The 24657-nt window shown below is 72.7% G+C and carries 23 protein-coding genes; 20 read left to right on the top strand and 3 right to left on the bottom strand.

The genetic code is table 11. From position 1 onward, the window contains the following. Window positions 1–9: 9 nt before the first annotated feature. The gene (locus ACFYZA_RS17710) at window positions 10–675 is read right to left on the bottom strand and encodes a DNA-binding response regulator (protein WP_388491348.1); all 666 of its coding nucleotides are present in this window, start codon (window positions 673–675) and stop codon (window positions 10–12) included. A gap of 123 nt (window positions 676–798) precedes the next feature. On the opposite strand from ACFYZA_RS17710, the gene ACFYZA_RS17705 reads away from it, so the two are divergent. Beyond that, complete coding sequence (locus ACFYZA_RS17705) at window positions 799–1341, top strand: hypothetical protein (RefSeq protein WP_382582418.1); 543 nt, start codon at window positions 799–801, stop codon at window positions 1339–1341. A 27-nt stretch (window positions 1342–1368) separates the two neighbouring features. On the opposite strand, the gene ACFYZA_RS17700 is transcribed toward ACFYZA_RS17705, so the two are convergent. Next, a complete protein-coding gene (locus tag ACFYZA_RS17700; RefSeq protein ID WP_388491345.1) occupies window positions 1369–2820 on the bottom strand; it encodes a PLP-dependent aminotransferase family protein in 1452 nt (483 codons plus the stop codon). 266 nt (window positions 2821–3086) lie between these two features. Here ACFYZA_RS17700 and ACFYZA_RS17695 point away from each other — a divergent pair, with 266 nt between their 5' ends. From ACFYZA_RS17695 to ACFYZA_RS17630, 14 genes are all read left to right on the top strand, one after another. Continuing rightward, window positions 3087–4595 (top strand): anthranilate synthase component I family protein, encoded by a 1509-nt coding sequence (locus ACFYZA_RS17695; RefSeq protein ID WP_388491343.1) that lies wholly within the window; start codon window positions 3087–3089, stop codon window positions 4593–4595. After that, window positions 4592–5197, top strand: coding sequence for an anthranilate synthase component II (locus ACFYZA_RS17690; RefSeq protein ID WP_388491340.1), 606 nt, complete (start codon window positions 4592–4594; stop codon window positions 5195–5197). The genes ACFYZA_RS17695 and ACFYZA_RS17690 overlap by 4 nt, the downstream gene beginning before the upstream one ends. A 98-nt stretch (window positions 5198–5295) precedes the next feature. Next, entirely contained in the window at window positions 5296–6720 is a 1425-nt protein-coding gene (locus ACFYZA_RS17685; RefSeq protein ID WP_382582407.1) for a phenylacetate--CoA ligase family protein, read from the top strand. Beyond that, complete coding sequence (locus ACFYZA_RS17680) at window positions 6704–7372, top strand: hypothetical protein (protein ID WP_388491337.1); 669 nt, start codon at window positions 6704–6706, stop codon at window positions 7370–7372. Before ACFYZA_RS17685 ends, ACFYZA_RS17680 begins: the two co-directional genes overlap by 17 nt. Before the next feature lie 387 nt (window positions 7373–7759). Beyond that, window positions 7760–9052 carry an amidohydrolase family protein gene (locus ACFYZA_RS17675; RefSeq protein WP_382582401.1) on the top strand — a complete coding sequence of 431 codons (1293 nt, stop codon included), beginning with the start codon at window positions 7760–7762 and terminating at the stop codon, window positions 9050–9052. Continuing rightward, the gene (locus ACFYZA_RS17670; protein ID WP_388491335.1) at window positions 9052–10275 is read left to right on the top strand and encodes an MFS transporter; all 1224 of its coding nucleotides are present in this window, start codon (window positions 9052–9054) and stop codon (window positions 10273–10275) included. The genes ACFYZA_RS17675 and ACFYZA_RS17670 overlap by 1 nt, the downstream gene beginning before the upstream one ends. A 146-nt stretch (window positions 10276–10421) precedes the next feature. Then, window positions 10422–11198 carry a B3/4 domain-containing protein gene (locus tag ACFYZA_RS17665; RefSeq protein ID WP_388491332.1) on the top strand — a complete coding sequence of 259 codons (777 nt, stop codon included), beginning with the start codon at window positions 10422–10424 and terminating at the stop codon, window positions 11196–11198. 56 nt (window positions 11199–11254) lie between these two features. Beyond that, window positions 11255–12469 carry an ATP-grasp domain-containing protein gene (locus tag ACFYZA_RS17660; RefSeq protein ID WP_388491329.1) on the top strand — a complete coding sequence of 405 codons (1215 nt, stop codon included), beginning with the start codon at window positions 11255–11257 and terminating at the stop codon, window positions 12467–12469. A 2-nt stretch (window positions 12470–12471) separates the two neighbouring features. Then, window positions 12472–13701, top strand: a complete 1230-nt coding sequence (locus tag ACFYZA_RS17655; RefSeq protein WP_388491326.1) for an MFS transporter — start codon at window positions 12472–12474, stop codon at window positions 13699–13701. Window positions 13702–13759: 58 nt separating this feature from the next. Continuing rightward, window positions 13760–15064 carry a TrpB-like pyridoxal phosphate-dependent enzyme gene (locus ACFYZA_RS17650; RefSeq protein ID WP_382582387.1) on the top strand — a complete coding sequence of 435 codons (1305 nt, stop codon included), beginning with the start codon at window positions 13760–13762 and terminating at the stop codon, window positions 15062–15064. A 109-nt stretch (window positions 15065–15173) separates the two neighbouring features. Beyond that, the gene (locus tag ACFYZA_RS17645) at window positions 15174–15845 is read left to right on the top strand and encodes a flavodoxin family protein (RefSeq protein WP_382582384.1); all 672 of its coding nucleotides are present in this window, start codon (window positions 15174–15176) and stop codon (window positions 15843–15845) included. 49 nt (window positions 15846–15894) lie between these two features. After that, on the top strand, window positions 15895–16239 hold the full coding sequence (locus tag ACFYZA_RS17640) for a cupin domain-containing protein (protein WP_161248212.1): 345 nt from the start codon (window positions 15895–15897) through the stop codon (window positions 16237–16239). Beyond that, window positions 16236–16586 (top strand): chorismate mutase, encoded by a 351-nt coding sequence (locus ACFYZA_RS17635; protein ID WP_388491324.1) that lies wholly within the window; start codon window positions 16236–16238, stop codon window positions 16584–16586. The genes ACFYZA_RS17640 and ACFYZA_RS17635 overlap by 4 nt, the downstream gene beginning before the upstream one ends. Next, on the top strand, window positions 16583–18019 hold the full coding sequence (locus tag ACFYZA_RS17630; protein WP_382582377.1) for a UbiD family decarboxylase: 1437 nt from the start codon (window positions 16583–16585) through the stop codon (window positions 18017–18019). The genes ACFYZA_RS17635 and ACFYZA_RS17630 overlap by 4 nt, the downstream gene beginning before the upstream one ends. On the opposite strand, the gene ACFYZA_RS17625 is transcribed toward ACFYZA_RS17630, so the two are convergent. Then, window positions 17991–19589 (bottom strand): PLP-dependent aminotransferase family protein, encoded by a 1599-nt coding sequence (locus ACFYZA_RS17625; RefSeq protein WP_388491321.1) that lies wholly within the window; start codon window positions 19587–19589, stop codon window positions 17991–17993. The two genes, ACFYZA_RS17630 and ACFYZA_RS17625, sit on opposite strands and share 29 nt — an antisense overlap. Before the next feature lie 260 nt (window positions 19590–19849). On the opposite strand from ACFYZA_RS17625, the gene ACFYZA_RS17620 reads away from it, so the two are divergent. From ACFYZA_RS17620 to ACFYZA_RS17600, 5 genes are all read left to right on the top strand, one after another. Next, window positions 19850–21160, top strand: coding sequence for an MFS transporter (locus ACFYZA_RS17620; RefSeq protein WP_388491320.1), 1311 nt, complete (start codon window positions 19850–19852; stop codon window positions 21158–21160). A gap of 449 nt (window positions 21161–21609) precedes the next feature. Next, a complete protein-coding gene (locus ACFYZA_RS17615) occupies window positions 21610–21741 on the top strand; it encodes a hypothetical protein (RefSeq protein ID WP_382582368.1) in 132 nt (43 codons plus the stop codon). Further along, complete coding sequence (locus tag ACFYZA_RS17610; protein WP_388491559.1) at window positions 21741–22478, top strand: metallophosphoesterase; 738 nt, start codon at window positions 21741–21743, stop codon at window positions 22476–22478. The genes ACFYZA_RS17615 and ACFYZA_RS17610 overlap by 1 nt, the downstream gene beginning before the upstream one ends. Window positions 22479–22493: 15 nt before the next feature. Further along, window positions 22494–23747, top strand: a complete 1254-nt coding sequence (locus ACFYZA_RS17605; protein WP_388491317.1) for a biotin carboxylase N-terminal domain-containing protein — start codon at window positions 22494–22496, stop codon at window positions 23745–23747. An 18-nt stretch (window positions 23748–23765) separates the two neighbouring features. After that, complete coding sequence (locus ACFYZA_RS17600) at window positions 23766–24641, top strand: TauD/TfdA family dioxygenase (protein WP_382582363.1); 876 nt, start codon at window positions 23766–23768, stop codon at window positions 24639–24641. Window positions 24642–24657: the final 16 nt, after the last annotated feature.

The following is a 24657-nucleotide window of genomic DNA, read 5'->3' as shown; positions in this document are numbered from 1 at the left end:
CCGCCCTCCTCAGACGTGCCCCTCCAGCTCGCGCGCCCGGAGCCCCGCCTGGAAGCGGGAGGTCGCGCCCAGCGCCTCCATCAGCTCGGCGACCCGTCTGCGGTAGGTCCGCAGGGACATCCCGAGCTGCCGTGCGGCCACCTCGTCGGTGTGCCCGGCGGCGAGCGCCCGCAGGATCCGCCGGGCGTCCGCGCCCAGGGCCGGAGGGCGCCGGCGAAGATGGTCGTCGAGCTCGGGCGAGGACGCCCACGCGGCGTGGACCAGCGAGCGGAGCCCCGCCACGACGTCCGGCGTGCGGATCACCGTGTACGTACGCCGTCCGTGGCCGGGAGCGCCGGCGAGGATCGCGATCCGGCGGTCGAGGACGATGGTCTCCTGGCCGAGCGGCGCCGTGCAGATCCGGATGTCCGCCCCGCCCGCGGCCATCCTGGCCAGTCGCCGCTCGGCCCGGGCGTCGGGCAGCGCCTCGGGGCTGTACAGCTTGCGCAGGGCGGGGCCGCCGGGCTCGGTGGTGGGCCGCAGCCCGGCGGCGAAGGCGGTGCGGACCCCGGCCGACCAGGTCAGCGGGTCGGCGGCGGCGACCAGGAACTCGTGCCGCGCCCCCGCGAAGAGATGGCCGGCCCGGTCGATGAGCGCGCGCTCACCGTGCAGCGTCACGATCGGTTCGTCGTCCATGGTCCGGCCAGTGTGTGCCGACCGCGTGGCCGGGTCAACGCGCGCCGGGGCCGGGCGCGGCCGCCGGGCCCCGCCTCCTCCGTGCACCTTCCTCCAACCGCCTTGACCTGCCACGCTGTTGTGATGACAGAGGTGTTCTTGCGGCGGCTGTCCCGATGGCAGGCCGAGCAGCAGAGGGAAACCGTCGCGGACTTGTACACGGCGGCGTACGACGACGTGCCGGGCGTAGAGCCCCTGGGGCGGAGCGGATTCCTGCGCCGCTTCGCCGAGGACGTACAGCGCCCAGGCTTCGACATGATCATCGCGGGCGATCCGTTTCTGGTGGGCTGCGCCTACGGCTACCCGCCCGGGCGCGAGGGCGAGTGGTGGCACGGCTTCCGGGGCGCCTCGACCGACGGGAACGAGGAACTGGCCACCGCCGACCGGGTGTTCGCGCTCGCCGAACTCATGGTGCTGCCCACCCGCCGCCGCACCGGCATCGCGACCCGCCTCCAGGAGCGCCTCCTGGCACGCCAGGAGGCCGATCTGCTCACCACTTTGATCCCCGCCACGAACGACGCGGCGGCAGCGGCCTACGCCTCCTGGGGCTGGACCAGATCCCCGCTCACCACCCCGCCCCCGCAGGGTCCCGCCCTGGACGCCTGGATCCGCCGCCCGGCGGGGTGAGGGGGCGCCTCCTCGGCCCCGGGCCGGTCAGCCGCCCACCTCCTGGTACGCCTCACCCAGCGCCACCATGCTCTGGCCGAGGCCCGAGCACGTGACCGTGGCGTAGCTGAGGACGAGCGCGGGTGGGCGGGCGGTGTCCGACAGGGCGTAGAAGGCGCCGCCACGGGTCAGCACCGAGCGGCGGCGGGCCGCGCGCAGGAGGGCCTTCTCCTCGATGTGCGACGGGAGCTGGACATAGGCCTGGAGCCCGCTCTCGCCGCCGGTGAGACGGGCGCCGGGCAGGCAGGCCTCCACCTGGCGGCGGATGGTCTGGCGGCGCCGGTGCAGTTCCGTACGCAGCTGGCGCTGGTAGCGGTCGAGCGCGCCGGTGTCGATGAAGCGGGCGAAGGTGAGCTGTTCGAGGCCCGAGCAGCCGATGTCCCAGCCCGCCCGCACGTACTCGACCGACGCCATCAGCTCCGAGGGCGCGGCCAGCCAGCCGAGCCGCAGCGCCGGGGCCAGCGTCTTGCTCGCGCTGCCCGCGTACACCACCCGGTCCGGCGCGAGACTCTGGAGCGCCGGGAGCCGGTCCGAGCGGTGCAGGAAGGCGCTGTCGAAGTCGTCCTCGATGATGTAGCCGCCGACCTCGCGGGCCCAGGCGATCAGCCGCTCCCGCCGGGGCATGCCGAGCCGGACCCCGGTCGGGAACTGGTTGCCCGGGGTCAGCAGTACCGCGCGGACGCCGCTCTGCTCCAGGAGGTCGACCCGCAGCCCGTCCTCGTCCACCGGGATGCCGACCACCCGCAGCCCCGAGCTGGTGACGAACTCGCGCTCGCCGGGGTGCCCCGGGTCCTCCACGGCGAGGGTGGTGTGGCCCCGGTCCAGGAGCACCCGGCAGATCAGGGCCAGGCCCTGGGCGAAGCCCGCGGTGACCATGAGGTCCTCGGGCCGGCTGCGCACCCCGCGCACCCGGCCGAGGTAGCCGGTCAGGACCCGGCGGGTCAGCGAGACGCCGGCCGGCGGCGAGTAGCCGAGCTCCTGGTGGCCCGCGTCGGCGACGACGGCCGTCATGCAGCGGATCCACTCCTGGCGGGGGAAGTCCACGACGTTGGACGTGCCGGTGCGCAGGTCCCACATCGCCTCGGGCGCGGTCTCCGGGTCGGGCGGCACCAGACGGGAGGTCGAGTCGGGCGCCCCGGCCCGCTCCGACACCGTCGTCCCCGAACCGTGTCGGGTCTGCAAATAGCCCTCGGCCGACAGCTGCTCATAGGCCTCTACGACGACGCTGCGGGACACCCCGATATCCAGGGCCAGTTGACGACTGGACGGAATCCGGGTCCCCGGCCATAAAGTTCCATCCTCAATCAGTTTGCGCAGCGAATTGCGTATTTGAACAGCAAGCGGGTGGCGCGATTCACGGTCCAGGGTGAGGGCTAGCTGCAGCGACAAAGTGGTCTCCTCTCCGGAGGCCGAAGTGGTATGGCTGGGCCGGTCCCACATTTGATGGAGTCGTTGAGCACACACATTCGTCGCCAGGGGAAAACGGCGAGTGGGGGTGGGACGGGGGAGTCCGGCGCGAACGGCCCGGACATGCGTGACGTGCGGAGCCGGGCCAGCGGCGCCCCGTCGACGTGCATGCTCATTCCTCGAAGCCCCTACGGTCCAGTCGGATCAGGAAGGCTTTCGACGTGTCCTTGTTGTCAGATCTAGCAGAACTGTCAGAAGTACCAGCGTACGACGGTGAATTGCGTCCGGACGAAGCGGTCGTGAACATTCCGGTCCGCGTGGTTTCCGAGGAACTCCCGCAGGTCGAAGCGCTGGGACTCTACGAGGCCCTCTCCCGCACCCGGGAACAGGGCGATGTCTATCTTTTCGAAAGTCTCGACGGTCCCGACCAGGACCGCCACTACGCCGCCGTGGGGTACGGGCGCCTCGCCGAACTACGCGTTCACGCCGACCGGCTGGAACTCGTCGCCCCCGGCCCGCTGGGTGGCCGGCTCGGCGCCGCGCTCACGGCCGCCGTCGGCGCGGGCGGCCGTACGGTCGCGGGTGCTACCGACGGCGCCCGGCAGTGGCCCGTGCGCGACTCCGGCACCGTCTGGCGGGTGCTGCGCGCCGTCCAGGCCCTCTTCGACGTCGACACGGACGTGCCCACCGGCACCTTCGCCTTCGGATTCCTCACCACCCTGTCCTACGAGGCGGCCCGGGCGATGGAGGAACTCCCCAGCAGCCAGCCCGAGTCGGGGCTGCCGCGCTGCACGCTCACCCTCTTCAAGGACACGGTCTGGTACGACCTGAAGCGCGGCGGCGTACGCCATCTCGCCGCGACCGGGCCGCAGTTGACCGCAGCCGCCGGACAGCCGTCGCTGCGTAACGTCGTCGAGGCCGTCCGGGCGGCCGGGGGCGCGGGCGGCGAGGGCGTACCGCAGGCGCCGGTGGCGTCGTCCGTCCGGGACACCGTGGACGAGGCCACCTTCATCGAGCGCGCCGAGCGCTGCCTGCACCACATAGGCATAGGCGACAGCTACCAGATACAGATAGGCCACCGCATCGACGTGGAGACGGAGTTGACCCCGCTCCAGGTCTACCGGCGGCTGCGCCACCGCAACCCGTCGCCGTACATGTACCTCGTGCCCTGGGCCGGTCGGACCGTGATCGGGGCCAGCCCCGAGCTGTTCATCCGGGTCGAGGACGACGCCATCTCGATGCGGCCCATCGCCGGCACCGCGCGCCGCGCCGCCGACCCGGACGAGGACGCCCGCCGGGTGGCCGAGCTGCGGGCCAGCGCCAAGGAGCGGGCCGAACACGTCATGCTCGTCGACCTGTGCCGCAACGACATCGGCCGGGTCTGCGAGCCCGGCACGCTCTCCGTCGACACGATGATGGAGGTCGAACCCTTCGCGTACGTCCACCACTTGGTGTCCACCGTCTCGGGCCGCGTCAGGAGCGGCACGGACGTGTGGGCGGCGATCTGCGCGACGTTCCCGGCCGGCACGATGACCGGCGCGCCCAAGCTGCGCGCCATGGAGATCATCGACGACCTGGAGGAGCACCCGCGCGGCATCTACGCGGGCGCCCTCGGCCTCGTCGACGTACGCGGCTTCGCGGTGCTCGCCCTGTGCATCCGCACCGCCGTCCACGACGGGGTCCGCTACAGCACCCAGGCCTCGGCCGGGATGGTGGCCGACTCCGAGCCCGCCGCCGAGTGGCGGGAGACGCTGGCCAAGATGAGCGCCACGTACTGGGCGCTGACCGGCGAGGAGCTGCTGAAGTGAAGGTCCTCCTCGTCGACGCGTACGACAGCTTCAGCCACATCATCGACCAGTACCTGCTCAGCCTCGGCGCCGAGACGGAGGTCGTGCGCTCGCGCACCCGCTCCGTGGCGGAGCTGATCGCCTCCGCCCCCGACGCGGTGGTCCTCGGCCCCGGCCCCGGCCACCCGGCGGCCTCCGGCCACGTCGAGCTCGTGCACGCCTTCGCCGGGCGGGTCCCGCTGCTCGGCGTCTGCCTCGGCCACCAGGCCATCGGCCTGGCGTACGGCGCGAGGATCGCCGTCGCGCAGCGCCTGATGCACGGCAAGACGAGCCCCGTCCGCCACGACGGCCTCGGCGTCTTCGCGGGCGCCGCCCAGCCCCTGACCGTCACCCGCTACCACTCCCTGATCGTCACCGACCCGCCGCCCGAGCTGACCGTGACGGCGACCTCCGAGGACGACGGCTACGTCATGGGCGTCCGCCACGAAGGCCTGGCGGTGGAGGGCGTGCAGTTCCACCCCGAGAGCGTGATGACCGAGGACGGCATGCGCCTGTTCGCCAACTTCCTCGCCCGTACGACGAGCCCGACGGCAGGCGCCGCTCAAGGAGCGCGCGGGCTGTGACACCGCGCGGCTCCGCCACGCGGAGGCGCGACCAGCCCGGCCCGGCCCAGCCCGGCCCGCCGCCGAACGACGACCACCACTCCCGAGGAGAACCCGACATGTGGCTCCCTACAGCCGGCCCCGCCGCGGAATTCGCCACCCGCTACCTGGAACTGCACCGCGCCTTCTACGCCCGCACCCTCACCGACACCGCCCTCGCGCAGTGGCGCACCGGACAGCTGGCCACCGTGCTCAAGCAAGTCAGCACCCAGTCGCCCTTCTACGCGCGCCACTTGAAGGACGCGGACCTGAGCTCCGCCACCCCGGACGACCTCACCGCGCTGCCCTTCACCACCAAGGCCCATCTGCGCGAGGAGATGCTCGACGTCCTCAGCCGGCCGCTCGCCGACTCGCTCTTCTTCTACGAGACGACCGGCACCACCGGCCGGGCCACCCCCTGCCCCCGCGACGGACGCGAGATCGTCGCGAGCAACGCGCACATCACCGAGTCCTGGGACTCGATCTTCCGCCACCACTTCGGCGAACACCGGCCCCGCATCGGCCTGATGGGCCCCACCGAGGTCCACTCGTTCGGCGACACCCTCGGCGACATCGCCCGCAACACCGGCTCCATGAACGCCAAGATCTGGCCGTACTCGCCCGTCATCGGCTTCGAGAAGGCCCTCCAGTTGATGAAGGACCTCGAACTGGAGGTCATCTGCTGCACCCCCGGAGTCGCCCTCACCCTGGCCAAGGCCGCCGAGCACTACGGCTACGACCTGCGCGAGGACTTCTCCGTCAAGCTGCTCTTCGTCACCGGCGAGATGTGCACCCCCGCCCTCGCGCACAACCTGGAGACGGTCTGGGGCGCGGACGTCTACAACATCCTGTACGGATCGCAGGAGGCGTTCGTCATCGCGACCGCCTGTCGTAACAAGCGGATGCATCTGTCGCAGACCAACTACGTCATCGAGGTGGTCGACCCGGAGACGGACGAGTCGCAAGGGCCGCGCGGCAGCGGTGAGTTGACCGTCACCATGCTGATCGACGGGGTCAAGCCCCTCGTTCGCTATCGCACCGGTGACGCCGTCGTCGTCGAGGAGTCCGACTGCGGCTGCGAGCTGCCGGGCGATCTCGTACGCATCGTCGGCCGCACCCTGGACCGCCTCGAACTCGGCGGCCGCCGGTTCACCGCCGGGCAGATCGAGTCGGCGGTCATGACCGGGGTCACCGGGTCCGCCGGGTACCAGGTGGTCATCGAGCGGGACGAGGACAGCGGGCGGGACCGCCTGACCGTACGCCTCGAACTGCTCAAGGGCCTGGTCGAGGACGCCCCCGGGCTCAGCGACGCGGTGCGCGCCCGGGCGTCCGAGGCCCTCGGGGTGCCCGTCACCGTCGAGCTGAGCGACGGCCTCGACCCGATCGTCAGCACGGGGGCCTTCGTCAGCTGGAAGGCCGCCCGCATCGTGGACCGGCGCACCGCGCCCGACCACGAGACGCAGGTGGCCCGGAAGATGGCGGCGAACCGTGGCTACGAAAGCTGACGCGGGCGCCCTGCCGGGCGTGCTGGCCGAGGAGTACACGGCGCGCTGGAGCGAACTCGCCGGACGCTGGGCCGCCCGGCCCGGCACCACCCTGGGCACGCTCGGGCCGGCCGGGACGTCCAGCGACCTGGCCGCGCGGTTCCTCGCGGCGGAGCACGGGCTGCGGGTCGAGCTGTTCACCACGTTCGACGACGTGCTGCACCAACTCCTCAGCGGAACCGTCGAGTTGGCGCTGGTGCCGAGTGCGTACGGCGGGCTCACCGGCTTCCACTGGCACCGGGATCTGCGGCTGCGGGCGTTCTTCCCGCAGGCCACGCCGGAGTACGGGATCGCGAGCCCGGCCGGTCCGGGTGCGGCGGCGGGGGTTCCTCCGGGGGAGGGGCCCGTGGCGGTCGCCGCGATGTGGGAGGTGCGGCGGATCTATGCGGAGGTGGCTCCGCCGGGCCTGGCCGGGCGCGAGGTCGTCTGGGTCGACGCGGCCTCCACGCAGCACGCGGCGGAGATCCTCGCGGCGGGCGGCGCGGAACTGGCGGTCACCAACGCGCCGGGTGTGCGGGCGCACGGCCTGCGCTGGGTGGCCCGCCGCCCCGGCGCGGAGATCATCTGGACGCTGTTCGGCCGAGCGGAGGGGGCGGAACCGGCGTCCCCCTGACGGCGCGGTGCGGGCCCACCTCGGGTTTCTCCCCACCCCGCCCCTTCCCGAGACCCTCCGGGGGTTGAAGGACCCTGGGGGCTCCGCCCCCAGACCCCCGTTCGCGCCTGAAGGGCGCTCGTCCTCAATCGCCGGACGGGCTGAAGAACCGGGTGCTGGCCGACACCAAGGCATTTAGGGGCGCGGGGAACTGCGCGAGAAGCGAGCACGGTCCGCAGCCGAAAACAGGGGGGCCCGGGGCGCAGCCCCGGAAGCCCACCCACCCCACTTCCACCCCCGGAGGGTTTAGGGAAGGGGCGGGGAGGGGCCAAACCCCGGGGTCTGGGGCGGAGCCCCAGGGGGGTGGACGGACCTGTTGCAGCCCAACTGACAGCGCTAGGAGAAACCATGGCACGCCGCAAGACCCTGCTCCACCGAGCCACCGTGCAGGAGGGCCTCGGAAGGCCCTCCGTGCCCCGCCGGAGCATCCTCATCGAGGGCGACCGCATCGAGGCCGTCCTCCCCGAGGACCTCGCCCCCCTGCACACCCCCGACATCGACGTACTCGACCTCGACGGCCGGACCGTCATGCCGGGAATGACGCTCGGCCACACCCACATCGCCTACCTCGACGTTCTCGACGGCCGCGAGATGCTGTTCAAGCACTCCATCCCCGAGGTCACCCTCGGCGCGGCCGAGAACACCAAGAACCTCCTCGCCCTCGGCTACACCGCCTTCGTCGGCGCCGGATCCGTCGCCGGGATCGACATGGCGCTGCGCCGGGCCGTCGACTCGGGGCGCCTCGCCGGGCCCCGGATCACCCCGTGCAGCCGGGACCTCATGGTGTCGGGGCCGCCCGAGCGGCGGAACCCCGAGGTCAAGAAGCGCATCCCGTCCGATCTGATGCGCCTGGCCGACACCCCGGAGGAGATGGCGGCGTACGTCGAGGGGGAGATCGCGCAGGGCGCGGAGATCGTCAAGGTGTTCTCGTCCGGCGACGACACCTTTCCCAACGGACGCTCGCACGAACTCCTCTTCACCGCCGAGGAGTTGAAGATCGCCGCCGAGACCGCGCACCGGCTCGGCGCCAAGGTGCGGGCCCACTCGCGCGGCCTCGCCGGGATCCGCAACGCCATCGCCGCCGACGTCGACGTCATCGACCACGCCACCTACGCCGACGACGCCGCGCTCGACGCCATCGCCGAGCGCGGGATCTTCGTCGTGCCCAGCCTCTACCAGCCGCACATGCTGCTGACCACGGGCACCGAGCACGGCAAGACCACCGAGTACCTGGAGACCCTCGAATTCGAGGCCGAGGTCGCCAACACGCTGCGGATCCTGCCGCTCATGGTCGAGCTCGGCATCCCGGTGGTGGCCGGGGACGACTTCGGGTTCGCCTGGACCCCGCACGGCAGCTACGCCAAGGAGCTTGAGCTGTACGTGACGATGGCGGGCATCCCCGCCCCCACCGTGCTGACCTGGGCCACCGCCAACGGGGCGCGGCTCGCCGGGCGCGGGGACCACGCGGGGGTGGTGGCCGCCGGCCGCCTCGCCGACCTGGTCGTCACCGACGGCGACCCGGCCGAGGACATCACCGTCCTGAGCCGGCCCGGCGCGATCGAACTCGTCCTCCTCGGCGGCGCCCCCGTCGCGGGCGACGCCGCCCCCTTCCGTACCCGAGTCCCGGCTGGAGCCGCGTGATGAGCAGGACCCGAGCCGTACTTCCCGTCCTGCCGGTCCTGGCGGTGGGCGCCTTCGCCATCGGCACGGACACCTTCGTGGTGGCCGGGGTGCTGCCCGAGGTGGTCGACGGGCTGAAGTCCAACCTCGCCGACGTGGGCTGGGTCAGCACCGTCTTCGCCCTCACGTATGCCGTGCTCGCGCCGGTGCTCGGCGCGCTCACCGGGCGCGTGGAGCGACGCACCGTACTCGTCATATCGCTGGTCGTCTTCGCGCTCGGGAACGCGGCCTCCGCGCTCGCCCCGGGGCTCGGCTGGCTCCTGGCGGCCCGGGTGGCGACCGCCGCCGGAGCCGCGCTCTACATCCCGGCGGCCTCCGCGTCCGCCGCCGCTCTGTCCGCGCCCGAGCGGCGCGGCCGGGCGATGGCCGTGGTGCTCGGCGGGCTCTCCGCGGCGACCGTAGCCGGGGTGCCGTTCGGCACCTGGCTGGCCGCCGACCTCGGCTGGCGCGCCACGTTCTGGCTGCTCGCCGGGCTCGGCGTGCTGTGCGCGGCCGCCGTCGCGGGCGGGCTTCCCGAAGTGCGGCTGCCCGCCGCGCCCGGGCTCGCGGCCCGGCTCGCCCCGGTGCGGGACGCACGGGTGCTGTTCACCGTGCTCACCACCCTGCTGTTCATGACCGGCGGCTACCTCGTCCTGACCTACATCGGCGCGGTGCTCGCCCCGGCCACCGACGGCGACGGCACCACCCTCGCCCTGCTGCTCCTGGTCTTCGGGGTGCTCGCGGTGGGCGGCACGGTCCTCGGCGGGCGGGCCACCGACCGCTGGGGGCCCACGCCCGTCCTGCTCGCCTCCGTGGCGGGGCTCGCCGTGGTCCTCGCCACGCTGCCGCTGACCCGGGACGGGCTCGCGACCGCCGAGCTCGCCATGGGCGCCTGGGGCATCACCGCGATGGCGACCCAACCCCCGCAGCAGCACCGCCTGTTCGCGATCGCACCCACCTCGGGGCCGCTGCTGCTCTCGCTGAACTCCTCGGCCACCTTCGCCGGCATCTCGCTCGGCGGGTTCATCGGCGGCCGGGTCATCGCCCACGGCGGCGCCCACGCCCTGGACCGGCTCGGCCAGCTCGGCGCCGTCCTCGCGGTACTCGCCCTGGGCGCGGCCCTCATCGGCGTCCGCGTGAAGACGGCGGCCCCGGCCACCGCCGACGTCCCGGCGGCGCCCCGGCCCGCCGAGAAGACCGGATGAGGGGCGGGCGGGGGCGCAAGTGGACTTCTGGAATTGCCGGAAATTGGCCACAGCCGGGCCCCTGCCCGCTCCCTAGTGTCGGAACGTCATCAGCGGTCCGCCTGGTAACAGCGACGGAATCCCCACAGTCGAAGGAATCCACGTCCATGGAGAGCTCCACCCACGCCCTCGGCAGCGTCCACCCCCTCACCGTCACGGTCGACCGGCGCCTGTCCGAGCGGGTGCCCGGCTATGTGCTCGGTCTGATCGCGGTACCGGACGTCGACGTCGTCAGGGAGTCCGGGGAGATCGACGGGTGGCTCACCGCCGCCGAGGACGCGCTGCACGCGGCCGGTCTCAGCAAGGCGGACGTCTCCGCGCTGCCCCCGATCGCCGCCTGGCGGGACGCCTACCGCACGGTCGACGTCAACCCGAACCGCTTCCCGTGCGCCGCCGAGTCGGTGCTGCGACGGGTCGCCAAGGGCGATCGGCTGCCCCGGATCAACGCGCTCGTCGACCTCTGCAACGCGGTCTCCCTCGACACCCGCCTCCCCGTCGCGTCCTGCGATGTGGGCGACATCCAGGGCGAGTTGGAGGTGCGGCTCGCGCACGGCGACGAGGTCTTCGCGCCGCTCGGCGCGCCCGACGCCACCGAGAACCCCGACCCGGGCGAGGTCGTCTACGCCGACGCCCGCGGCCGGGCCCACTCACGGCGCTGGAACTGGCGGCAGGGCGACGTGGTCAAGACCGACGTCGGCCGCCGCAGGCTGCTGCTCACCGTGGAGTCCGCGCACGAGGGCGGCCGGGCCGTCGTCGAGGAGGCCCTCGACCGCCTGGGCACCGCGCTGACCGGGCTCGGCGCCGAGCCGGGACCGGCCCTGGTGCTCGACGCGGCCACGCCGGGCGGGGAGCTGTTCGCCCCCTCGGCCGCCGCCGTCCGCTGATGCCGCCGTCCCGTCCCGCCCGGGCCCGTATCCCGGCCTCGCATGAGGAGCACCGCATGAACCCCTCGATCCTGGTGGTCTACCGGCCCGCCGCTGGGCGCTACACCGCCCAGTTCCGCGCCGTCGTCGCGGCCGCCGCCGAGCTCGGCGTCGACAGCGTGGTGCTGCTGCCCACCGGCTGGGAGGCCCCCGAGGCCGACGGCCTCGCGCAGTACCACGCCGACCTGGACGACACGGCGGCCGTGCGCGCGGCCGTCGACACCATCGTCGCCGAGCACCGCGTCGAGCGGATCTTCCCGCTGTTCGAGGGCGATGTGCTGCCCGCGAGCCGGGCCCGCCGCGACCACGACATCCCCGGCCTCACCCCCGACCAGGCGCTCAACTTCCGCGACAAGAACGTGATGCACCGCAGGGCCGAGGAGCTCGGCGTGCGGGTCGCCCGCTCCTGCCGTCCCGACACCGTCACCGCCGTCGCCGAGTTCGCCGAGCAGGTCGGCTACCCCGTCGTCGTCAAGCCGTACACCGGCTGGGCCTGCGGCAACACCTACCGCGTGGACGACCGGGCCGAACTCGACCGGGTCTGGGGCGAGATGGGCGACGACCGGCACGAGTACCGGGTCGAGGAGTTCATCCGCGGCACCGAGTTCCACGTCGACTCCCTCTTCCAGCGCGGCGAGGCCGTCTTCGAGCAGCTGTCCCAGTACACGTACTCCGTCCTGGACTACCGCGACGAGCCCGGCGGCACCATCTCCCGCAAGCACGACCTCACGCCCAGGGAGCAGCGCATCCTGGAGCTGAACGCGGTGGTCCTTCGCGGCTTCGGCCTGAGCACCGGGGTGGTGCACGCCGAGTTCTTCCTCCTGGACGACGGCGAGATCGTCTTCGGCGAGGCCGGTGCCCGGGCCGGCGGCGGTTCCATCGTGCCCGCCGTCGAGGCCGGGCGCGGTATCAACCTGGCCGGCGAGTGGTGCCGTCTGGAGCTGGACCCCGACCACCGCCCGGCCGCCCGGCTCGGTCCCGAGGTCGGCACCGAATACCTGTCGTCCGCCGAGTACGGCACCATCACCGCGATCACCTCGGCCGCCGAACTGACCGCCCTGGAGGGCGTGCTGGACGCGGACGTGTGGAAGAGCGTCGGCGATGTGCTGGCCCCGCCGACCGCCTCCAACGACGTGCTCGGCTGGTACGTGTGCGAGGGCACCGACTTCGAGGACGTCAAGGCCCGCTTCAAGACGGTGCGGGACAGCTTCCGCGTAGAGACCGGGGCCTAGCCGTGCTGTGGGTCGCGCGCTTCAAGGAACTCCCGCTCGCCCTGCGGGTGTTGTTCCTCGCCTCCTTCGTCAACCGGGCCGGCATGTTCGTCTTCCCGCTGCTCGCCGTCTATCTGGTGCGCGGCAAGGACCTCAGCCCCGGCGAGGCGGGCCTGCTCATCTCCATCGGCAGCACCGGCCTCCTGGTCGGCAGCCTCCTGAGCGGCCCGCTGTGCGATCTGAAGGGCCGGCGCACCGCGCTCCTGAGCGCGCTGATCCTCAACGCGGCCGGCTACCTCGGCCTCGCCCTGCTCGACGGCGCGCCCTGGACGTACGCGGCGCTCCTGTTCGTCGCCCTGGTCGGGATGGGCATGTTCAGCCCGGCCTCCAACACCCTGGTCGCCGATCTGACCACCCCCGAGCAGCGCCCGTTCGCCTACACGATCAGCTACGTCGGCAACAACCTGGGCATGGGCGTGGGCCCGCTCCTCGGCGGCGTCGCCGCCGCGTACTCGTACCACGTCATGTTCGCCGGGAACATCTTCGCGGGCCTGCTGTGCGCGGCGATGATCACGCTGTGGGTGCCGCGCGACCGCCGGAAGCGAACCCCCAAGTCCCCGACGGGGAGGGGTCGTTCGGGCCCGCTCGGGCACCGGCACGTGCTGCTGCTCGTCCTCGTCTCCTTCTTCTACGTCGTGCCGCTCATCGGCCTCGAATACGCGCTGCCGCTGGCGGTCACCACGGTCCTGCACGACTCGGCGGGCCTGGTCGGCGCCGTCTACACGATCAACAGCGTCGTCGTGGTGAGCCTGGGTCTGCTCATGGAGAAGCACATCCGGGGCCGGGGCACCAAGGCGCTGCTCCTGGTGGCCGGGCTGCTGTGGACGCTCGGGCTCGCCGTGATCGTCTTCGGCTTCTCGCTGCCCGCGCTGCTGCTCTCCACCGTGGTGTGGACGCTCGGCGAGATCATCGTGTCCGTCGTCGTGCCCACCTATGTCGCCGACCACGTCGACGAGGGCCGCGTCGGCAGCTTCATGGCGCTCAACGGCTTCGTCCTCGGCCTTGCCCGGCTCGTCGTGCCGGTCGGCCTGGGCGTCCTGTGGACGGCCGACGGCTACCGGCCCGTCTTCGTGACGCTCCTCATCGCCCCGCTCGTGGGGATCGCCGCGTTCTCCGTGCTGCGGATCAGGCCGCCCGCGGCCCTCAAGTCCAGTGCCGACCCGGAGCCGAAGGCGGCCCCGGCGAACACCTAGCCCACCCGCACTCCTCCTCACTCCGTACCGGCTCCACCTCACTCACAGGAAAGTCTTCATGCCCCAGACGAAGTTCCTCCTTTCCGAATCGCAGATCCCCACCACCTGGTACAACGTGGTCGCCGACCTCCCCAAGCCGCTGGACCCGATGCTGCACCCGGGCACCCGCGAGCCGATCACCCCGGCCGACCTGGAGCCCCTGTTCCCGCCGGAGCTGATAGCGCAGGAGTTCTCCACCGACCGCGAGATCGACATCCCGGGCGCCGTCATCGACGTCTACCAGCAGTGGCGGCCGAGCCCCCTGGTGCGGGCCCGGCGCCTGGAGAAGGCCCTCGACACCCCGGCCCGCATCTACTTCAAGAACGAGGGCGTCAGCCCGGCCGGCAGCCACAAGCCCAACACCGCGATCCCGCAGGCCTATTACAACAAGCAGGCGGGCGTGGAGCGCCTCACCACGGAGACCGGCGCGGGCCAGTGGGGCAGCTCCCTCTCGCTCGCCTGCCAGTACTTCGGCCTCATCTGCGAGGTCTACATGGTGAAGGTCAGCTACCAGCAGAAGCCGTACCGGCGCGGCCTGATGGAGACGTTCGGGGCCAGCGTCACCGCGAGCCCGAGCGAGCTGACCGAGGCCGGCCGGGCCGCCCTCGCCGCCGACCCGAACTCGCCCGGCAGCCTCGGCCTCGCGATCTCCGAGGCGGTCGAGGCGGCCGTCAAGAGCGGCGGCTCCGCCAAGTACGCGCTCGGCTCGGTCCTCAACCACGTGCTGACGCACCAGTCGATCATCGGCAAGGAGGCCCTGCTCCAGATGGAGCTGGCCGAGGACTACCCGGACATCGTGATCGGCGCGGCCGGCGGCGGCTCCAACTTCGGCGGGCTCGCCCTGCCGTTCCTGGGCGAGCAGCTGCGCGGCGGCCGCTCGGTGCGGGCCATCGCGGTCGAGCCGTCGTCCTGCCCGACCCTGACCGAGGGCAAGTTCGAGTACGACTTCGGCGACACGGCCGGGATGACCCCGCTCACCAAGATGCACACCCTCGGCCACACCTTCGTGCCGCCGAGCATCCACGCGGGCGGCCTGCGCTACCACGGCATGTCGCCGATCATCAGCCAGCTGAAGGAGCTCGACCTCCTGGAGGCGCGCGCGGTGCCGCAGACCGCCTGCTTCGAGGCCGGGGTCACCTTCGCCCGCAACGAGGGCATCGTGCCGGCGCCCGAGTCGACCCACGCCGTGCGCGCGGCCATCGACGAGGCGCTGGCCTGCAAGGAGTCCGGCGAGTCGAAGAGCATCCTGTTCTCGCTCTCCGGCCACGGCCACTTCGACATGCAGGCCTACATCGACTACTTCGCCGGAAAGCTCACGGACTGACGCACACACGCGAGGGCACGACTGACGGCCGAGGGGAGCCGGCCGTCAGGGGGAGGGGCGGGCCCGGACGGCCCGCCCCCGTAGGACCAGTGGTCAATGGGGGAAAGACATGCAGGGAGTACGTTCCGACCAACCCGTCATCCTCGGGATATCGGGCTCCGAGCGGCCGGGCGGCAACACCGACCTCGCCCTCGAATACGCGGGAGAACTCGTGCGGGGCCGCGGCGCCACGTTCCGCACGGTCCACCTGCGCGACCACCGCATCTCGCCGTGCAGCCCGTGCGGCGACTGCAACAGCCGGACCCTGCCGTGTGCGCTGCCGGACGACATGCCCGGCATCGTCGAGGAGATGAAGCGCGCGGACGGGATCATCTACGCGGTGCCCGTGCACGGCTTCGGCCTCGCGCACCTCATGCAGATATTCATAGAGCGGGCGGGTGTCGGATTCCTGCGCTTCGACCGCCCGCTGGCCAACAAGGTCGGCGGCATCATCGTCACGGGCCGCCGCTACAGCGACGCCTCCGTGCACAACCAGCTCGTCGACAACCTGCTGCTCAACCGGATGATCCTGGTGGGCAGCGGCTTCCCGGCGCTGCTGCGCAACACCACCGGAACGCCGGGCCTGAACGACCCGGAGGGCGTCGACGCCCTGGAGCGGATGGCCCACCGGATGATCGACATGACCCTGCTGCTGCGCAAGCACCGCTCGGACACGGGGGAGCCGGTGCTTCCCCTGGACGACCGCAACGAGCGCGTGGAGCGCAGCCGTTCGCTGTCCTGAAGCCACACCTGACCCGACCCGACCCGAACCAACCTCCGAGGAGAGCCCTGTGAGCACCACCACGCCCGCCCTGGTCGGCATCGACTTCGACGCCATCCCGTGGGAGAAATGGAACAAGCCCGGCGCCGACGGCCGGGTGAAGATCGCCTACACCGGTGGCAAGCGGGTCCGGCTGATGGAACTGCCCGCCGGTTTCAACGAGTTGGAGTGGTGCGAGCGCGGCCACCAGGGCTGGGTGCTCCAGGGCGAGTTCACCATCCACTTCGACAACCGCTCGGTGCCGTGCCGCCCCGGCATGGGCTTCATCATCCCCGGCGACGAGCGGCACCGCTCCCAGGGCTCCGACGACGAGCCGACCGTCGTCTACGTGATCGACGAGGTCCCCGCCCCGTGACCCGAGCCACCACCGGGGCGGAGCGCATCGACGAGCTGCGCCTGTCCATCGACGCGCTCGACCGCCAGATCGTCGCCCTGCTGGCCCAACGCACGGTAGTGGTACGCGAGTTGACCGCCTTCAAGAACGACGAGGAGACCGTGCGCTCGCCCGGGCGGGTGGCCCAGGTCATCGAGAAGGTGCGGCGGCTCGCCGTCGAGGAGGGCATGCCGCCGGGCATCGCGGAGAGCGTCTACCGGGTCCTGATCACCGAGTTGACGGACCTTCAGATGGAGCTGCTCGCCGAACGCAGGGCATCGGCCCAACACCGGGCCGAACCCGCCGGTACCCGCGAGGGCGCGGCATGACAGGGCGCCGGCTCGCCGACCTCCGCACCGCGCTCGCCGGGCTCGACCCCATGCCCGGCGAGCTGGTGCGGGAGCGGGCGGAGGTCCCGGCCCGGTTCGGGGTCTCGGCCCGCTACGCGAAGTGGGCCGGCACGCCCGCCCCGCCGCCCACCGGGCCCGGCCCCGCCGTCCTCTTCGAGCGGGTCGTCCCCGAGGGCGGGGCGCCCGCCCGGGCCGTCCTCATCGGCCTGTACGGAACCCGGCGCCGGGCGGCGGCCCTGCTCGGCACCACGCCGGGCCTGCTGCCCCGGCGGATCCTGGACGCGGTGGAGTCCCCGGTCGCGCCGGTGCGCAGCCGGGGCGGCCGGGAGCCGGTGCGCACCCTGCTCCCGCCGGACCTGACGGCGCTGCCGGTGCCCGTCCTCACCGACGAGGACGCGGGCCCGTATCTGACGCTCGGCTCGGTCCTCGCGACCGACCCGGACACCGGGGTGCGCAACCTGTCCATCCACCGGATGTGCGTCCAGGGCCCGGACCGGCTCTCCATCTGGATGGTGCCGGGCCGCGATCTGGAAGCCGCCCACCAGGCGGCCCGGCGCCGGGGCGAGAACCTGCCCGTCGCGATCCACCTGGGACTCGGCCCGGCCGTCCTGCTCTCGTCGTGCTGCCCGACTTCGCTGGTTCCGGCGGGTGTCGACGAGCTGGGGGTGGCGGGCGCGCTCGGCGGGGCGCCGGTCGAGCTGACGGACTGCCGGACCGTGGCGGCGGAGTGCATAGCGCATGCCGAGTACGTCATCGAGGGCGAGCTGCTCGCCGACACGGCCCCCGAGAACCCCCAAGGCCCGTACGCCACACCGGAGTTCCTCGGCTATCGGGGCCGCGCCCACCCGGGGCTTCCGAGCGTGCGGGTCACCGGCATCACGGCGCGCGAGGGCGCGATCCTGCAGACCGTCTCGGGGCCCGGCCACGAACAGTCGGTGCTGCTCGGCTTCGGCATGGAGGCGGCGGTGCTCGCCCGGCTGCGCGAGCTGGACGCGCCGGTCAAGGGAGTGCACTGCCACACCGCGGGCGGCGGCCAGCTCATGGTCGTCCTGCAGTGGCGGGCCAAGCGGTCGGCCGCGGACGACGAGGTGGTCCGCAAGGCCGCCGAGTCCGTCCTGGAGGAGTTCCGGATGGCGAAGCTCGCGGTGTCGGTGGACGAGGACGTCGACCTCGAGTCGGACGCGGACCTGTGGTGGGCGATGACCACCCGGCTCCAGGCCGACCGTGACGTGGCGGTGCTGCCCGACCGGCTCGGCTTCCCGCTCGACCCCTCGCAGTCCACCGCGTACTCGCCGAACCTGTCGGCGGACGGCCGCACCGCGAAGGCCCACTTCGACTGCACCGTCCCGCACGCCCTGCGCGCCCGCTTCCACCGCCCGCGCTTCACCGAGCCGCAGGCGCAGGGGAGTTGAGGTCCGGCGCGGCGGCCTTGCCGGGCCAGGCGCTCGTGGCGGCCCCGCCCGTGTGCCCCGCCCGCCCCGTCGCCTCGCGCACCGCGTCCGCGAGCAGGGCGACGCCACGGGTGATGCGCGGGGCGGGCAGGGCCGCGTACCCCATGAGGAACGTCGGCTCGGCCGGGGGGTCCTGGACGAAGTAGCCGGACGCCGGGTAGATCCGCACCCCGAGCCCGGCCGCGGCCTCCGCGATCCGTTCCTCCGGGATGCCGCGCGCACCGGTGAGGGTGACCAGGACGTGCAGGCCCGCCGCCTCCCCGGAGATGCGCACCTCCGCTCCGAAGTGCTCGTACAGCGCCTCCAGGAGGCGGCTGCGGCGCTGGCGGTACAGGCGGGTCATCCGGCTGATGTGGCGGGCGTAGGCGCCGGTGGCGATGAAGTCGGCGAGCGCGTCCTGGGCGACCGTGGGCGTGAGCCGGTCGGTGATCCACTTGATGCCGAGGAAGGGCCGCACCAGGTGCGGCGGCAGCACCGCGTAGCCGATGCGCAGCGCGGGGAAGAGCGTCTTGCTGAAGCTGCCGACGTACACCACGGTGTCGCGGTGCCGCTCGGCGGCGAGCGCGGGCAGCCGCTCGCCGGTGAACGTGAACTCGTTGTGGTAGTCGTCCTCCAGGACGATCGCCCCGTGCTCGTACGCCCAGCGCAACAGGCCGCGCCGCCGCCCCTCGGACAGGATGAAGCCGGTGGGGAACTGGTGCGAGGGCGTCACGTACACCAGCTTCACGCGCGCCGGGTCGTGGCCGTGCGCGCGGACGCACGCGTCGATCTCGTCCACCCGCAGCCCCTGTTCGTCCACCGGCACCGGCACCACGTGCGCCTGCGAGCAGCCGAAGACCTGGCGCAGGACGGTGTGGCTCGGGTCCTCGATCACCACCACGTCGCCGGGGCCCACCAGCATCCGGACCAGGATGTCGAGGGCCTGGGTGGCGCCGCTCGTCACCATGATGTGGTCGGGCGAGGCGTCCAGGGCCCGGCTCTGGCGCACCAGCGTGGCGATCTCGGTCCGCAGCGTCGAGGACCCCTCGGCCGGCCCGTACCCGAGGGACGCGACATCGGCGCGGCCGTACGCGTCGTGCAGGGACTGGCGCCAGCGCGCGACGGGGAACTCGGCGAGCGCCGGGGTGCCGTGCCGGAAGTCGAGGGCGCTGCTCGGATGGTGGGTGGGCGGCGGCTCCCACGGCTGCCACAGCGCGCTGCTCCCGTCGGTGGCCCTGGGCGGCTGGGGCGCGAACCCGGCCTGTGGGGAGGGGCGTTGGGAGGGCGGGCCGCCTCCGGCCAGCGGGGCGACCTTCGTGCCGGAGCCGCGCTTGGCGATGATGATGCTGTTGGCCCGCAGCAGTTCGTAGGCCCGGGTGACGACGGTCCGCGACACATCGAGCTGCTGGGCGAGCTCGCGGGACGCGGGCACGCTGTCGCCGGGGCGCAGCTGGCCGGCCCGGACCAGGGCCGTGATCTGCTCACAGAGCTGTTGCTGCAACGGCGTGCCGCCGTCCCGGTCGAGGACGATGAGCAACTCCGACGACCCCACGCCTTCCCCCTTCGCCAGGTTCCCCAGCCGAGTCTGCCACGGCGTGGGGCCGGGGCCCGCTCACCTCTGTCCGACCGCTTCCAGCGCGCTCGGGCGGCCGTGACCGCGCGCTCCCGGGCGCCGTGCGGGGAGCCTCGGCCCGGGGCCGAACCGGCCACGCCGGTCGGCGCCCGGAAGCACCAGGCGGAAACCACCGGGGGACCACCGGGTCGCCCGACGATCGACCGTCCACCCCCGCGACCGCGGAATGAGGCCTTGGCATGACGGTGCTGTCGGATCCGCGCACCCCGAGACCCGGGCGCCCCGCCGCCGCCTCGCACGTGCGCTGGCTGGGCTTCGGGGCGGCCGTCGACTCCCTCGGCACGGGTCTGAGCACGGTCGTCGTCCTGCTGTACTTCGTGCGGATCGTCGGCTTCGACGTGGTGTCGGTGACGGCCGCGATGTCGGTCGGAGCCGTCCTCGGCCTGCTCACCCCGATCCCCGTCGGACGGCTCGCGGACCGCGTCGGTCTGGTCGGGGTGTACGTCGGCGCGCTGTGCCTGCGCGGTGTGGGCTTCCTCGGGTACGCACTCGTCGACGACTACGCCTGGTTCTTCGGGATCACCTTGCTGCTGATGGGACTTGAGACCACCACCAGTTCCCTCCAGCAGTCGCTGGTGGCCGGCCTCCTCGACGAGGCGGGTCGGGTGCGGGCCATGTCGCTGATCAGCGCCGTGCGCAACGCGGCGATAGGCGCCGGCACCCTCCTCGGCGGACTGGCCCTGGCCACGGACTCGCGGCTGGTCAACGCCTCGCTGCTGGCGGTCAACGGGCTGTCGTTCTTCGTGTTCGCGGCCGTGGTGGCCCGGTTGGGCCGCCGGCTGGACGACGAGAGGAAACGGACGCCCGACCCGGGGTCCGCCGATCCGGGGTCCGTCGACGCGGGGTCCGCCGACCCGGGATCCGCCGGACCGGCCGGGACGACGAACGCCCCGCCCGTCCTGCGCAACCTGCGCTTCCTCGCCCTCGTCGGCGCCAACGGCCTGCTCTTCCTGCACGACTCCGTCCTGAACGAACTGCTGCCGCTGTGGATGGTGACCGCGATCGGTCTCTCCCCGGTGGTGATGTCCGTCCTCTTGGTCGTCAACACCGCGCTCAGCGTGGGACTTCAGGTCCTGTTCGGCCGGATGAACGGGCTGGTCAGCCGCACCCGTGAGCTGCTGTGGGCGTCCGTCGTCCTGCTGGTCGTCTTCTGCGCCCTGTGCGTGGCCGTCGGAAGGATGCCGACCGGGCTCGCCGTGGCCGTGTGCGCGCTCGCGGTCGTGCTGCTCACCATCGCCGAGAACATCCATTCCGTGGTGAGCTGGGAGGTCTCCTTCGCCTGGGCGCCCGAGGCTCGGCGCAGCGAGTACATGGCGGCCTTCAGCATGGGATACGGGCTGCAGCGCGTGGTGGGGCCGGTCTTCCTCATCGGGGTGGTGCTCGCGCGGGGGGACCTCGGCTGGCTGGTGCTGGGAGCCGTGTTCGCCCTCGCGGGAAGCGGATTCGGGGCGCTCTCCAGACGGGCCAAGGTCACCAACTCCCCTGCCTGACAACCCTGTTCACGCCTCCATGGCTGGAGGCTGGGGATGCCGCACACCACTCACGCGAAGGCGCGGGGCCGTCGAACTTCCGCCGGACCACCGCCGCGCCACCACGAATCGGGACAGTCGATCCGTAAGTACGCCGCACGAGCACGGCAGGGGGGTGACAGACATGAAGGCTTACACGAAGCCCGAGGCCAAGAAGGTGGACCAGGCCACCATCGTCGCCAACGTTCGTTAGCGACCTGAGTGCCACGCCCGCGTACGTGGGCGTGGCACTCGTACGGACCGACCTCGACAACGGCGCGTACGATTCCACGGGCGGCCGGCGGGCCTCCCGGCCGCGCCGGGCGGAACCGGTCCTCTCCCTGGGCCGTGCCGGGCCGCGCGGACCCGTTCGACGGCGGATGGACCGACCGCGCGTCCACGGGACGTCGCCAGGACCGCACATGGCGGGGGTGACGATCCGACGGGGCTGCTGCCGCACCCCGCCCCGGGTCACCTCCGCGCACGGCGACGGCGAGATCGGGGCCCGCTTCCAGAAGGCGGCCGCCATGTCGAGCACCAGCGTCGAGGAGTCACTGCATTGATCACCATCGCGCACATCAGCGACCTGCACCTGGACGGCGGCCCCCGGGCCACCGAACGCGCCTCCCGGGTCACGTCCTTCCTGCGCTCCATGCCCGGGCCCGTCGACGTGGTGCTGGCCACCGGCGACATCGCCGACCACGGCACGGCCGACGAGTACAACGAGGCCGCTGCCCTGCTGGAGCTGCCCTACCCGGTGCTCACCCTGCCCGGCAACCACGACCGGCGGGCCGAGTTCCGCAAGGGGCTGCTGGGCGAGGCCGCCACCGACGAGGAGATCAACCGGGTCGTGCGCACCGACGGCGCGGTCTTCGTGCTGTGCGACTCGACCATCCCGGGCCAGGACGACGGCTTCCTGACCGACCACACCCTCCAGTGGCTGGACTCGACGCTCGCCGAACTCGCCGACGGCGTACCGGTCTTCGTCTGCTTCCACCACCCGCCGGTCGTGCTGCACCTGCCGTACGTCGACCGGATCAAGCAGTCCGGTGAGGAGCGGCTGGCCGCGGTGCTGGAGCGGCACCCCCAGGTGGTGGCCGTGCTGTGCGGCCACTCCCACACGGCGGCGGCCACGACCTTCGCGGGCCGCCCGCTGGTCGTGGGCCCCGGCATCGCCTCCACGGTGCCGCTGCCGCTCGAGGGGCGCCCGGAGGTCGACTACGACCTGCCGCCGCTGATCGCCTTCCACATCCTCGACGACGAACGGCGCCTCGTGACGCACTACCGCGTGATCGTCTGACATGGGGACGCCCTGATGGAAAGAGTCCTGATAGCCGGCCGTGGCGCCATCGCCGCCCGGGCGGTCGAGAGCGCCCGGGCGGCGGGGCTCTCCCCGGTCGCCGTGGTGTCGGCGGCGGATCCGCAACAGGCCCATGCGCTGGGCGCCGACGCCGTCGAGCGGCTCCAGCCGCTCGCCGGGGCCAATCCGTACGACGACGTGGCGCGGATCGTCGGCGCGGCCGTGCGCTCGGGTGCCGGGCTCGTCCACCCCGGGCACGGCGCCCTGGCCGAGGACCCGGAGCTGCCGCGCCTGCTCGCCGAGGCCGGCATCGTGTGCGCCGGGGCCGGGCCCGAGCTGCTGACCACCGCCGGGGACAAGTCCCTCGCGGTGGCCGCGGCCGAGCGGCTCGGCGTACCGGTGCTGCCGCACGCCGACGGCCGGGCGGCGATCATGGAGCTTGCCGCCCGGGCCGGCTTCCCGCTCGTCCTCAAGCCGCGCAGCGGCTGCTACGGCCAGGGCGTCCAAGTCGTGTACACGGAAGCCCAGTTGCGGCTCGTCCTCGACGCGGACCCCGATCCGGGGGCCATGACCTGGTACGCCGAACGCTATGTGGAGGACGCCCGCATCGTCGGCGTCACCGTCGCCGTCGACCGAGAGGGCCGCGTGGCACATCTGGGCTCCCGGGAGAGCCTGTTGGTCGCGGGCCACCTCAAACTCCTGGATGCCGCGCCCGTCCTGGACGTGCCCGCGGACATGGCCGCCGCGATGCGGCGGCACACCCAAGTCCTCGCCGAGGGGCTCGACTTCCGCGGGGTCAGCAGCGTGGAGTTCGTGGTGAGCCCCGACGGCTACCACTTCCTGGAGATCAACCCAAGACTCACCGGCGCCTACCGCATGTGCGAGGCGCAGACCGGCATCGACCTGATTGCACTACAACTCGCCCTGGCTCAAGGCGAGTTGCTGGACGAATGGGCGGTCCGCGACGACCCCGCCCCGCACGTCGTGGAGGCCCGCCTCTTCGTCCGCCCCGACTCGCCGCGCCCCGGCCGCCTCAGCGTGCTGCGCCTTGCCGAGCGACCAGGGGTGTCGTACGCCTGCACGCTGGACGTGACCCGGCAGGTGCGCCACGAGAGCATGCTCGTCCAGGTTCTGGCCACGGCCGGCACCCGCGAGGAGGCCGTGGGCCGCACGATGGCGGCGCTCGCGGCGAGCGAGGTGTCCGGCATACGGCACTACGGCGACGAGATCGCGGCCTGGGCCGGCGGGCATGTGACCACCCATGTGTGAGAACCCGAGGAGGGTGAGATGAAGGACGACCAGGACTCCTTCCCGGACGTGCGGTTCGCCGTGGATCCCGGACTGGCCGACAGCATCGCCGAGGCGGAGGAGCGCGGTGAACCGGACGCGCGCCACGAGGAGTTCGCGCTGCGCCTGCGCGCCCACGCGGCCGAGCGGCTCGACCGGCGGCCCGGCTGCTTCGTGCTCACCGGGCTCGGCGGGCTGTCCTTCGCCGCCGCGCGGCACTTCACCGTCGCCGCCTCGCGGATGCTGGGCGACGTCATGCCGCAGGACTTCACCGGCGCCCTGGTGCGCGAGGTGAAGGACCGCGGGGTGCGCCTGGACCGGGCCACGGCCCGGTACTCCGACACGCGGCAGGGCGGCAACCTGCACACCGACGGCTTCCACCGTCCGGGCACGGTCCCCGACTACTTCACGCTGTTCTGTGTGCGCCAGGCCGCCCGGGGCGGCTCCCTCGTCATGGTCCACGTCCAGGACGTCCTCGCCGAGCTGCGGGCCCGGCCCGACGTCCTGGACGTGCTGAGCCGGCCGTTCCACTTCGACACCCGCGCCGACACCCCGGACGCGCCCCGGACCGTGGAGCGGCCGGTCCTCGACTTCGCGGACGGCTCCGCCCGCGTCCACTACCTGCGGGAGTACGTCGAGGCCGGGCACCGCCAGGAGGGCGTCCCGCCGCTGACCCCGGAACAGACCGCCGCCCTCGACCACCTCGACGCCCTGCTGGAGCGCGAGGAGCTGCACACGCTGGGCAGGCTGCGGCCGGGCGAGATGGTCTTCATCGACAACCGGTCCGTCATCCACGGCCGTACGCCCTTCGAGGACGGCGAGGCGGCGTCCGAGGCGCGGATGATGTTCCGCACCTGGATCGCCTCCCCCCGCTGAGGACCGGTCACTCCAC

The organism is Streptomyces sp. NPDC001828, from assembly GCF_042892175.1.
Classification (GTDB): domain Bacteria; phylum Actinomycetota; class Actinomycetes; order Streptomycetales; family Streptomycetaceae; genus Streptomyces.
Note: the sequence above shows the minus strand (reverse complement) of the source record. Positions and strands in the feature narration are given on the sequence as shown.